Source organism: Achromobacter xylosoxidans, assembly GCF_001457475.1.
Lineage (GTDB): Bacteria > Pseudomonadota > Gammaproteobacteria > Burkholderiales > Burkholderiaceae_B > Achromobacter > Achromobacter xylosoxidans.
This window is the reverse complement of sequence record NZ_LN831029.1, coordinates 163,354-174,921: the sequence shown is the minus strand read 5'-3', so window position 1 is coordinate 174,921 and position 11,568 is coordinate 163,354. Positions and strand designations below refer to the sequence as shown.

Annotated in this window: 8 protein-coding genes; 6 read left to right on the top strand and 2 right to left on the bottom strand. The window is 67.2% G+C overall.

All coding sequences use genetic code 11. The features are described 5' to 3' along the window. Positions 1 to 5 precede the first annotated feature (5 nt). From AT699_RS00800 to AT699_RS00780, 5 genes are all read left to right on the top strand, one after another. Positions 6 to 1,613 carry an ABC transporter substrate-binding protein gene (locus tag AT699_RS00800; RefSeq protein WP_024067409.1) on the top strand — a complete coding sequence of 536 codons (1,608 nt, stop codon included), beginning with the start codon at positions 6 to 8 and terminating at the stop codon, positions 1,611 to 1,613. 156 nt (positions 1,614 to 1,769) lie between these two features. Further along, positions 1,770 to 2,741 carry an ABC transporter permease gene (locus tag AT699_RS00795; RefSeq protein WP_024067408.1) on the top strand — a complete coding sequence of 324 codons (972 nt, stop codon included), beginning with the start codon at positions 1,770 to 1,772 and terminating at the stop codon, positions 2,739 to 2,741. A gap of 12 nt (positions 2,742 to 2,753) precedes the next feature. Further along, positions 2,754 to 3,680, top strand: a complete 927-nt coding sequence (locus AT699_RS00790) for an ABC transporter permease (RefSeq protein ID WP_024067407.1) — start codon at positions 2,754 to 2,756, stop codon at positions 3,678 to 3,680. A gap of 7 nt (positions 3,681 to 3,687) precedes the next feature. After that, positions 3,688 to 5,415, top strand: a complete 1,728-nt coding sequence (locus AT699_RS00785; RefSeq protein WP_024067406.1) for a dipeptide ABC transporter ATP-binding protein — start codon at positions 3,688 to 3,690, stop codon at positions 5,413 to 5,415. A 28-nt stretch (positions 5,416 to 5,443) separates the two neighbouring features. Then, entirely contained in the window at positions 5,444 to 6,652 is a 1,209-nt protein-coding gene (locus AT699_RS00780; protein WP_024067405.1) for a metal-dependent hydrolase family protein, read from the top strand. Between the two features lie 32 nt (positions 6,653 to 6,684). Here AT699_RS00780 and AT699_RS00775 read toward each other — a convergent pair whose 3' ends face one another. Together AT699_RS00775 and AT699_RS00770 are read right to left on the bottom strand one after the other, a co-directional pair. After that, positions 6,685 to 8,121, bottom strand: coding sequence for a YdgA family protein (locus tag AT699_RS00775; protein WP_232254246.1), 1,437 nt, complete (start codon positions 8,119 to 8,121; stop codon positions 6,685 to 6,687). 154 nt (positions 8,122 to 8,275) lie between these two features. Then, a complete protein-coding gene (locus tag AT699_RS00770; RefSeq protein WP_006386998.1) occupies positions 8,276 to 9,748 on the bottom strand; it encodes a YdgA family protein in 1,473 nt (490 codons plus the stop codon). 301 nt (positions 9,749 to 10,049) lie between these two features. On the opposite strand from AT699_RS00770, the gene AT699_RS00765 reads away from it, so the two are divergent. Continuing rightward, on the top strand, positions 10,050 to 11,555 hold the full coding sequence (locus AT699_RS00765; RefSeq protein WP_054442533.1) for a DEAD/DEAH box helicase: 1,506 nt from the start codon (positions 10,050 to 10,052) through the stop codon (positions 11,553 to 11,555). Positions 11,556 to 11,568: the final 13 nt, after the last annotated feature.

Here is an 11,568-nt window from a genome sequence, read left to right as displayed (position 1 = left end):
GGGCTATGCGTACTTTCCCCCACCTGAAACAAGCGGCGCTGGCGGCTGCACTGACAGCCTCGTTGGCGTTCAGCGCCGGCGCGGCCGCCAAGACCTTCCACTGGTCTTATCAAGGCGACGCCACGTCGATGGACCCGATGGCGTTGAACGAGACTTTCACGCTGGGCTTCCAGGGCAACATCTACGAAACGCTGGCCGGTTATGACGGCAACCTGAAACTGACGCCGCTGCTGGCCGAGAGCTGGGAAAACCCGGAGCCCACCAAATGGGTCTTCAAGCTGCGCAAGGGCGTGAAGTTCCACGACGGCTCGCCCTTCACCGCCGATGACGTGATCTTCTCCTGGAAGCGCAGCCTCACGCCGGGCTCCGACATGAAGGGCTACGGCGCCAAGGCCTCCGACATCAAGAAGGTCGACGACTACACCATCGAGGTCACCACCCCCACGCCCAACCCGATCCTGCCGCGCGAATGGGTGTTCCTCTACATCATGAGCAAGACGTGGTCGGAGAAGAACAAGACCACCGAGGCCACCAACGTCAAGGGCGACAACCAGGGCAACTACGCCAACCTCAACGCCAACGGCACCGGCCCCTTCATGCTGGTGTCGCGCCAGCCCGACGTGAAGACCGTGCTCAAACGCTACGACGGCTACTGGAATAAGAACATCAAGACCAACGTCGACGAGGTCATCTTCCAGCCGATCACGCAGGAAGCCACGCGCGTGGCCGCGCTGATCTCCGGCGAGATGGACCTGGTGCAGCCGGTGCCGGTGCAGGACTGGAAGCGCCTGGAAGACGCCAAGGGCGTCAAGCCGCTGACCGCGCCCGAAGCCCGCGCCATCTTCATCGGCATGGACCAGGATCGCGACGAACTGCTGTTCTCGGACGTGAAGGGCAAGAACCCCTTCAAGGACCCGAAGGTGCGCGAAGCGGTGGTGCTGGCCGTGGACACCAAGGCCATCAACGAGAAGATCATGCGCAACGCGGCCAAGCCGCTCGGTTCGCTGATCGCCACCGCCATCAACGGCTACGACGAATCGTTCGGCGCGCCCTACAAGCCGGATCCGGAACGCGCCAAGAAGCTGCTGGCCGAGGCCGGCTATCCGAAGGGCTTCACCGTCACCATGGACTGCCCCAACGACCGCTACGTCAATGACGAGAAGGTCTGCCAGGCGGTGGCCGGCATGCTGGCGCGCGTCGGCATCAAGATCAACCTGCTGGCGCAGACCAAGTCCAAGTACTTCGGCAAGATCCTGCTGCAGGCCGGCAACCAGACCAGCATGTACATGCTGGGCTGGACGCCCAGCTCCACCGACGCGCACAACACGCTGCTGAACCTGGCCGCGTGCCGCGACGCCAAGACGGCGGCGGGCCAGTTCAACCTGGGTGGCTACTGCAACAAGAAGGTCGACGAACTCACCGCCAAGATCGGCGTCGAGACCGACCAGGCCAAGCGCAACGCGATGATCAAGGAAGCCTTCGGCATCGTGCGCAGCGATTTCGGCTACCTGCCGCTGCACCAGCAGCCGATGTCGTGGGGCGTGAAGGACAACATCAAGGTCATCCAGCGCGCCGACGACGTGCTCGACCTGCGCGACGTGGTCCTGCCGTAGTCCCCGGGCGCCGCGCCACGCCGCAGGGCGTGCGCGGCGCCGTGTTGATGCGACCCCCGCGACGGCGCCAGCCGTCCGGGCGCGCCCGGCCCAGCCCCGCTTGCCGCGACCGGCAACGCGCGGCCCGGCGTTATCCGACCAAGAGGGCATCCAACCATGCTTTCCTTTATTGCGCAGCGGCTGATCCAGTCGGTGCTGGTGATGTTGACGGTGGCGCTGATCGCGTTCTCCATGTTCCGCTATGTCGGCGATCCGATCGCCAGCATGGTCGGGCAGGACACCACGCCCGAACAGCGCGAGCAGCTGCGCGAACAGTTGGGATTGAACGATCCGTTCGTGGTGCAGTACGCGCATTTCGTCGCCAACGCGGTGCGTGGCGACTTCGGCATTTCCTACCGCCACCGGCGGCCGGTCAGCGAGCTGCTCGAAGAGCGCCTGCCAGCCACGCTGGAGCTGTCGTTCGTCTCCGCCGTGATGGCGCTGGCGCTCGGCATCCCCATGGGCATCTACACCGCGCTCAAGCGCCACGGCGTGCTGTCCAAGACCTTCATGGCGATCTCGCTGGCCGGCATCTCGCTGCCCACCTTCCTGATCGGCATCCTGCTGATCCTGTTCTTCGGCGTGCAGTTGCGATGGCTGCCCAGCTTCGGGCGCGGCGACGTGGTCGGGCTGGGCTGGTGGACCACGGGCTTTTTGACCAAATCCGGCCTGCTGGCGCTGATCATGCCGGCCATCACGCTGGCGCTGTTCCAGATGACCCTGATCATGCGGCTGGTGCGCGCCGAGATGCTGGAAGTGCTGCGCGCCGACTTCATCAAGTTCGCCCGGGCCCGCGGCCTGCCGGAACGCCTGATCAATTTCCGCCATGCGCTCAAGAACACCATGGTGCCGGTCATCACCATCACCGGCCTGCAGCTCGGCTCCATCATCGCCTTCGCCATCATCACCGAAACGGTGTTCCAGTGGCCCGGCATGGGACTGCTGTTCATCCAGGCCATCAGCATGGTGGACATCCCGGTGATGGCCGCCTACCTGGTGCTGATCGCCTTCATGTTCGTCGTCATCAACCTCGTCGTCGACCTGCTGTACTTCGCCGTCGATCCGCGCCTGCGCGTGCAGAGCAAATAAGGGAACCGCCTCATGAACGCCCGCATCGCTCCCTTCTTCTCGCGCGCCGCCGACAGTGACCTGTGGCACAGCTTCAAGCGCTCGCCCGGCGCCATCATCGCCGCCGTGGTCACGCTGGCCATCCTGCTGGGCGCGCTGTTCGCGCCAGTGGTCGCGCCGCACAACCCGTTTGACCTGGCGTCGCTGAACATCATGGACGCCAACACCCCACCCGCGTGGCAGGAGGGCGGCAGCCCCGACTTCCTGCTCGGCACCGACGACCAGGGCCGCGACATCCTCTCGGCCGTGCTGTATGGCTCGCGCGTGTCGCTGCTGGTGGGCTTCGCCTCGGTGCTGTTCTCGATGGTGCTGGGCGTGACGCTGGGCCTCATCAGCGGCTACGCCGGCGGCCGCGTCGACAGCTTCATCATGCGCATCGCCGACGTGCAGCTGTCGTTTCCCGCCATTCTGGTGGCGCTGCTGATCGACGGCGTGGCGCGCGGACTGCTGCCGCGCGACATGCACGACCAGCTGGCGCTGTACGTGCTGATCTTCGCCATCGGCATATCGGGCTGGGTGCAGTACGCGCGCACGGTGCGCGGCTCGACGCTGGTGGAACGCAACAAGGAATACGTGCAGGCGGCGCGCCTGATCGGCATCGGCCCGGTCACCATCCTGCGCCGCCACATCCTGCCCAACGTGATGGGACCGGTGCTGGTGATCGCCACCATCCACCTGGCCATCGCCATCATCACCGAAGCCACGCTGTCGTTCCTGGGCGTGGGCGTGCCGCCGACCGCGCCGTCGCTGGGCACGCTGATCCGCATCGGCAACAGCTACCTGTTCTCGGGCATGTGGTGGATCTCGATCTTCCCCGGCATCGCGCTGGTCGCGCTGGTGCTGTCGGTCAACCTGCTGGGCGACTGGCTGCGCGACGCGCTCAACCCCAAGCTGCGCTGAGGATGCCATGGCCCTCTTGAACATCGAAGACATCCGCATTGAATTCCCCAGCCGCCGCGGCACGCTGGTGGCGGTGGACGGCGTGTCGCTGTCGCTGGAGAAAGGCGAGATCCTGGGTGTGGTCGGCGAGTCCGGCGCCGGCAAGTCGACCATCGGCAACGCCGTGATCGGCCTGCTCGAAGCGCCCGGCCGCCTGGCCGGCGGCGCGGTGCTGCTCGACGGCGAACGCATCGACACCCTTACCCCGGCGCAGAAGCGCAAGGTGCGCGGACGCCGCATCGGCATGATCTTCCAGGATCCGCTGACCTCGCTCGACCCGTTGCAGACCGTGGAAAGCCAGCTGGTCGAGACCATGCTGGTGCACCTGGACCTGACCCACGACCAGGCCAGGAAGCGCGCGGTGCAATTGCTGGCCCAGGTCGGCATCGACCAGCCCGAGCTGCGCGTGCAGCAGTATCCGCACCAGTTCTCGGGCGGCATGCGGCAGCGCGTGGTGATCGCGCTGGCGCTGTGCTGCGAGCCCGAAGTCATCATCGCCGATGAACCCACCACCGCGCTCGACGTGTCGATCCAGGCGCAGATCCTGGAACTGCTGAAAAAGCTCTGCCGCCAGGAACAGGTCGGCATGATCATCATCACCCACGACATGGGCGTGATCGCCGACGTCACCGACCGCGTCGCGGTGCTGTACCACGGCAAGCTGGTCGAGCAGGGGCCCACCGCCAAGATCCTGGGCGACCCCGACCATCCCTACACCCGCAGCCTGATCTCGGCCGTGCCGCGCCCGGACATCAAGCTCAAGCGCTTTCCGCTGGTCACCTACATCGAGGACGTCAGGACCCCCACCAAACCACTCGACCTGGCCACCCACTGGCTGGGCCAGCGGCGCGACTTCGGGGCGCGCGGCGAAGGGCCGTTGGTGCAGGTCCGGGACCTGAGCATGCGCTTCGTGCTCAAGAGCGCCTTCCTCAAGCGCAACCAGCGCACGCTGGACGCGGTCAAGCGCGTCAATTTCACGATCGGCGAGGGCGAGGTGTTCGGCCTGGTGGGCGAATCCGGTTCGGGCAAGTCCACTGTCGCGCGGCTGATCTCGGGCCTGTATACGCCCAGCGCCGGCTCGGTCACGTTCGGCGGCACCGACCTGACCGCGCTCAAGGGCGAGAAGCAGCTCAACCCGTTCCGGCGCCAGATCCAGATGATCTTCCAGGATCCGTTCTCGTCGCTCAACCCGCGAATGCGGGTGCTGGACATCGTGGCCGAGCCGATCCGTTTCCACAAACTGGCGGCCAGCGAGGCCGAAACGCGCCGCGTGGTGGCCGACCTGCTCGACGTGGTCGGACTGGGCGAGCGCGCCGCCGAGCGCTTCCCGCACGAGTTCTCCGGCGGCCAGCGCCAGCGCATCTGCATCGCCCGGGCGTTGGCCACGCGGCCGCGCTTCCTGATCTGCGACGAACCCACTTCGGCGCTGGACGTGTCGATCCAGGCCCAGATCCTGAACCTGCTCAAGGACCTGCAGGAACAACTCGGCCTGACCATGCTGTTCATCAGCCACGACCTGCCCGTGATCCGCCAGATGTGCGACCGCGTCGGCGTGATGCGCTACGGCGAACTGCTGGAGGTGGCGGACACCGAAGCGCTGTTCGAGCATCCGCAGCATCCCTACAGCCAGCACCTGCTGGGGCTGATGCCCCGCTTGCAATCCATGTCCCGCGAGGGCCTGGAGGTGGAGGGCTGAACCCCACCCACACGACAAGGAGCGAGACATGAGTGCGTTGCCACAGACCCTGTACATCGGCGGCAAGGTGTTCGATGGACGTGGCGGGATCCTGCCGGGCCACGGCGTGCTGGTCGAGGGCAAGCAGGTCACGTGGGTGGCGCCGGCGGCCGAATTCAACGGCTTTGCCGGACGGCGCGTCGACACCGGCGGCATGACGCTGATGCCCGGCATGGCCGACTGCCACGTGCACCTGGTCTACACCGGCGGCGCCGACCCGCAGACGCAGATGTCGAAACAGGGCCCAGCCCAGATTACGCTGACCGCGCTGGAGAACGCGCAGGCCGCGCTGCGCGGCGGCTTCACGGCCCTGCGCGATTGCGGCGGCAAGGACTACCTGGAATTCGGCGTGCGCGACGCCATCGCGCGCGGCGTGTTCCCTGGCCCGACCATCAAGGCCTCGGGCCGCATCATCTGCATGACGGGCGGCCACGGCAATCGCATCGGCCGCGTCGCCGACGGCTGCGAAGAAGTGGTCAAGGCGGTGCGCGAGCAAGTCCACGCCGGCTGCGACCTGGTCAAGATCATGGCCACCGGCGGCGTCATGACGCCGGGCGTGAGCCCGATGGACGCGCACTACAGCTTCGACGAGATGAAGGCGGGCGTGCACGAGGCCAAGCGCTTTCGCAAGAGCACCGCCAGCCACGCCCAGGGCACGCAGGGCATCCTGAACGCGGTGCGCGCCGGCATCGACTCGATCGAGCACGGCATCTTCATGGACGCGCAGTGCCTGGAAGAAATGCTGGCGGCCGAGACCTACCTGGTGCCGACCATCGCCGCGGTGCGCAACATCGTCGCCAACGCCGACAATGGCATTCCCGCCTATGCCGTGGAGAAGGCGCGCGCGGTGGAACAGCGCCATCGCGAATCCATCCAGATGTACTACAAGGCGGGCGGGCGCATCGCGCTGGGCACGGATGCCGGCACGCCCTTCAACCTGCATGGCGACAACGCGATGGAACTGGCCTACATGGTGGAGTTCGGCATGACGCCGGTGGACGCCCTGGTCGCGGCCACCTCGCGCGGCCATGACCTGATGGGCATGGCCGGCCACGGCGTGGTGGAACCGGGCTGCGCGGCCGACCTGCTGCTGGTGCGCGGCGACCCGACCGAGGACATCATGCAAGCCGCGGACAAGCGCTTCCACGTGGCGGTGCTGCGCAACGGCGAAGTCATGTCGGGCGCCTTGCCGGCCTGACAGGCAAGGCGGGAAGGCGGCGCTGGCGCGCCTTACTTCACGCCGCGCGCCATCAGCCAGCTCAGGAAACTCTCGACCGGCATGCGTTCGCCATTGACGTCCACCTGGCCGCCCTCGTAGTTCAGGCTCGCGACCAGCTTGCCGTCCTCCAGGCGCCCCCACTGGCCGCGCAGGAAGCGGTCGCGCATCTCCTCGGCCCGACGGCCAGCCGCCTCGCGCGCGGCGGCCTCGGGCATGCCTTCGGCCCGCATCCGCACCGCGATCAGGTCGGCCAGGCTGACGACCGGCACCGACATCCGCGCATCGAGCTTGCGCACGGTTTCCTTGACCACTGCGCCCGGCGAGTGGTTCCACAGCGTGGGCGCGCTCAGATCCAGGTCCAGCCGCAGCGTCGCAGAACCGTTGGCGGTATCGACCTGCAGCGGCGACAGCGAAAAGCCCGGCTGGGCCAGCAGGAACTTCATCAGGTGGCCCGCGCCCACCATCTTGTCGCCCAGGCTGGCGCCGCCCCGGGCGGCCTCCACCGACGCCTGGAATGCGCGGAACGACGCCATGTCGAAGTTGCGCGCCTCGGCGGCCAGGCGCAGATTGGCCGCCTGTCCGGCTCGCGTGTCGATGCCCGCGACCTGCACGGCCAGCTTGGCGTTCATCGCGCTCTCGGCGCCCTTGGCATCGGTGCTCACGACGACGTCGCGCAGCGTGACCGGTTCGCCGTCGATCTCGATGGTCCATTGCTTGAGGCTCGCGCGGGTGGCCGCAGTACCCGCCTCATCGGCGGCGCGGCTTGCGTCGTACCTGATCGCCAGGTCGCGCATGGCCAGGCGGCGCGTATGTCGCTCGCCGTCCTTGGTGTAGGGCTCGAACAGCTCGGCGCGGCCCGAGTGGATGTCCACCGTGGTGTGCTTGCCGCCGGCGGCCACGTCGGCCAGGAGCTTCAGGCCCGAGAAGCTGAAGCGCGACTCGTCGCGCACGCGCTCGACCGGCGCCAGCTCCAGCGTGCCGCTGATGTCGCGGCCATAGCCCGCCACGGCCTCGGCCGTCACGGGCACGGCGCCCCCGGCAGCCGCGAACCAGGTGTCGACCGAAGGCGTCTGCGCCAGGTCGGCCCGCGCGGCCGCCATGGCCGGGAACAGGTGCCCCCGCACCAGGCGGTACAGGGGGAACGGCCCATGGTCCAGGCGCACCACCATCTCGTACTCGTGCCCCGCCGCGGCCGCGCCGTCCTCCGGCGAAGGCCCCGTCTTCAGCCGATAGCGCGCCTGCGACGTGAACACGCCTCGTTCATACGACAACGGCTCGAACGACAACGGTTCGCCCGTCTTCACGCCGATCTGCCGCGCCAACTGATCGGCGCTGTCGACCAGTTGCGCCATGCCGGTCTCCAGCTGCTTGCCGGTGTACCAGGCCGTGCCCGTCCAGATCGCGCCCAGCGCCAGCACGGCGCAACCCACGGCTGCAAATTTCCTCATGGTGTCCTTCCCGCGTTCGTCGATGCCATCCGGCCTTGCGGACCGGATCCGTGACAGCATACGCCGCGCATGAAAAACGGGCTGCCGCGCCCGATGGCGCCGCAGCCCGCATGGGGCGCCGGCATCATGCCGGCGCCGAAGTCGTGTTCGCGCCTCAGCGCATGCCGCCCATCGCGCCGCTCATGACCATCATCACAAACTGTTGCAGCGGCATCTTCTTGCCATTGAAGTCGACCTGGCCGTCGGCGTAGTTCAGGTAGGAAACGATGTTGTCGTTTTCCGCCTTGGCCACGCCCATCGCCACCGCCATGGTGCCGACCATTTCGGCCTGGCCCTTGGCGGTCTGGGCGGCACGGTCGGCCGGCACGCCGCGCATCTGCGGCTCGATCGCCATCAGGTCGGCCACGTTGGCCTTGGACAGCACCAGCTTGGCGTTGAGCTTGCGGATGGCTTCCATGGCCAGGTCGCTGGCCGGCTTGTCGGTCGAGGCCGGCTTGGCCAGGTCCACGTCCAGGTTGAAGGTCGAGGTGCCGTTGGCGGTGCGCACCTGCAGCGGCGACACCGACAGGCTGGGGTTGCCGGCCAGCAGCAGTTCGACGTTGGTCTTCAGGATCTGCTGCTCTTCGGGCGTGAACTCGGGCTTGGCCTCGTCGTCGCCGCTTTGCATCATGCGGCGCGACGACGCTTCATAGACGTCGTTCAGGGCCTTGAGCGCCTTGGGATCCATGTTCTTCATGCCGATGGCCAGCTGCAGGCCCGCCATGTCCTTTTCCTTGACATTGATCATGCCGAAGTCCAGCACCATCTTGGCGTTCACGCCGGCATCGGCCTCGGCCAGGTCCACCGCGATGCTGGTGTCCTTGAGCAGCACCGGCGGCTGGGTCTTGGACGTGATGGTCCATTCCTTGAGGACCAGCTTCTGGCTGCCCATGGCCATGTCGTTCTTGCCCGGCGCCAGGTCGCTGTTGAGCGTGATGCCCTTGACCGCCATGCCGACGATATCGCTCTCGCCGGCCGGACCGGCCAGCGTCAGGCTGTCGCTCTTGAGCGCCAGGACGCCGTGCTTGCTCTTGGTGTCGAAGTCGACGTCGCCGGTCATGCCGGAGAAGGTCAGCTTGGTCTTGTCGGTCGAGGCTTCGGCCGGCGCCAGATTGAAGGTGCCGGTGACGTTCTTGCCGTAGCTGACGCTATAGGCGCCGGACAGCGGCGTGGCGCCCTTGGTGGCGGTGAACCAGCCCTTGATCGCCGGCGTTTCCTCGATCTGGAAGCGGCTGGCGACCATCGCCGGCGCGAGCTTGCCCGAAGCCAGGTTCGAGAACGGGAAGGGGCCGTGCGACAGGTGCTCGACGAACTGGATCTCGCGTTCCTCGGCCGGCTTGCCATCCTTGGCGGGCAGGGCGAACTTGACGCGGTAGCGCTCGGTGGACGAGAACACGCCGCGCTCGAACGACATCAGTTCGATCACGGGCGTCACGCCCCATTTTTCGCCGAGCTTGCGCAGTTCGACGTTGCCGTCTTCGATCGACTGCTTGACGAACGCCTCGGCCTTCTGGCCGGTGTACCAGGCCGTGCCGGTCCAGATTGCGCCCAGTGCAACGACCAGACCCGCTATTGCCGCCTTTTTCATAGCAACCCTTAATTCTTTTGGTGGAGGTAAGCCGACGGATTATAGGGAGCGTGGACTAGGGATTACACTAATTTCGTGCTTTTTATGTGCAAAATGTTACTTCGCTATACCGATAGCGCGCGTCCCTTATGCGGCAGCGCGGCATCGGCTACAATCGCCAGGCGTGCTTTGCCAATCCGCACGCGTCCGCTAGGCACTTCGCCGCCAAGCTTCGCCCTCAGGGGCGCTTCCCTTTTCTCCTTATTCGTCCGCCTGGATTGGAGTCTCTCAACTTGAGCGACGGGCTGCCGCTGGAGTTGTTTTGACTACCTCTTCCTCTTTCGCCGACCTCGGGCTGGCTGATTCCCTGTTGCGCGCCATTGCCGATACCGGCTACACCGCGCCCACCCCCATCCAGGCCCAGGCGATTCCGCAGGTCCTCAAGGGCGGCGACCTGCTGGCCGCCGCCCAGACCGGCACCGGCAAGACCGCCGGCTTCACGCTGCCCATCCTGCATCTGCTGATGCAGCGCAAGCCGGAAGCCCGCAAGGCCGGCCGCCCGCGCTGCCTGATCCTGACCCCGACGCGTGAACTGACCGCGCAGGTGGCCGAATCGGTGCAGACCTACGGCAAGCACACCTCGCTGACGTCCATGGTGATGTTCGGCGGCGTCAACATCAACCCCCAGATCTCCGCCCTGCGCAAGCCGCTGGACATCCTGGTGGCCACCCCCGGCCGCCTGCTGGACCACTGCGGCCAGAAGACGGTCGACCTGTCCGGCGTCGAGATCCTGGTGCTGGACGAAGCCGACCGCATGCTGGACATGGGCTTCATCCGCGACATCCGCAAGATCCTGGCCCTGCTGCCCAAGCAGCGCCAGAACCTGCTGTTCTCGGCCACCTTCTCCGATGAGATCCGCGCGCTGGCGCGCGGCGTGCTGAACGATCCGGGCGAAGTCTCGGTCACCCCGCGCAACACCGCCACCGAACTGGTCACCCAGACGGTGCACCTGGTCGAACAGCACCACAAGCGCGACCTGATCAGCCACATCATCCGCGAAAGCGGCTGGCACCAGGTGCTGGTGTTCACGCGCACCAAGCACGGCGCCAACCGCCTGGCCGAAAAGCTGGTCAAGGACGGCCTGACCGCCGCCGCGATCCACGGCAACAAGAGCCAGTCGGCCCGCACCCGCGCGCTGGCCGGCTTCAAGGACGGCACCGTGACGGTGCTGGTGGCCACCGACATCGCCGCGCGCGGCCTGGACATCGACCAGCTGCCCCAGGTGGTGAACTTCGAACTGCCCAACGTACCGGAAGACTACGTGCACCGCATCGGCCGCACCGGCCGCGCCGGCGCCACCGGCGCCGCGGTCTCGCTGGTGGACAACAGCGAGATCAAGCTGCTCAAGGACATCGAGCGCCTGATCAAGAAGACCATCGAGCGCAAGCCGGTGGCCGACTGGACCCCGCCCGCCACCAGCGCCGCCGCCTTCGAACGCCAGGAACGCGACGAAGACTCGCGCCAGCCGCGTGGCGGCGGCCGTAACGGCGGCCGCGGCGGCAATGCCGGCGCGCCCCGTTCGCGCCCGGCCAACGCCGCGCCGCGCAACGCCAACGGCGGCCGCGCCCCGGCGCCGGCCCGCGCCGGCGGCGACAACCGCGGCAGCCAGGGCCAGCGCGACGGCAAGCCCTCCGACCGTCCGGCCCACGCCGGCCGCGGCGACGCCCGCCCGCAGCAGAACCATCGCCGTCCCGAAGGCAGCGCCCGTCCCGCCGGCAACGGCGGCCGTCCGGCCGGCGGCCCACGCGCGGCGCTGCTCTCCAAGTAATATCAGCGGCATA

Bases quoted from the DNA above. Each gene is read 5' to 3' on its own strand.
- AT699_RS00800 (WP_024067409.1), top strand. From the start codon at position 6: ATGCGTACTTTCCCCCACCTGAAACAAGCGGCGCTGGCGGCTGCACTG.
- AT699_RS00795 (WP_024067408.1), top strand. From the start codon at position 1,770: ATGCTTTCCTTTATTGCGCAGCGGCTGATCCAGTCGGTGCTGGTGATG.
- AT699_RS00790 (WP_024067407.1), top strand. From the start codon at position 2,754: ATGAACGCCCGCATCGCTCCCTTCTTCTCGCGCGCCGCCGACAGTGAC.
- AT699_RS00785 (WP_024067406.1), top strand. From the start codon at position 3,688: ATGGCCCTCTTGAACATCGAAGACATCCGCATTGAATTCCCCAGCCGC.
- AT699_RS00780 (WP_024067405.1), top strand. From the start codon at position 5,444: ATGAGTGCGTTGCCACAGACCCTGTACATCGGCGGCAAGGTGTTCGAT.
- AT699_RS00775 (WP_232254246.1), bottom strand. From the start codon at position 8,121: ATGAGGAAATTTGCAGCCGTGGGTTGCGCCGTGCTGGCGCTGGGCGCG.
- AT699_RS00770 (WP_006386998.1), bottom strand. From the start codon at position 9,748: ATGAAAAAGGCGGCAATAGCGGGTCTGGTCGTTGCACTGGGCGCAATC.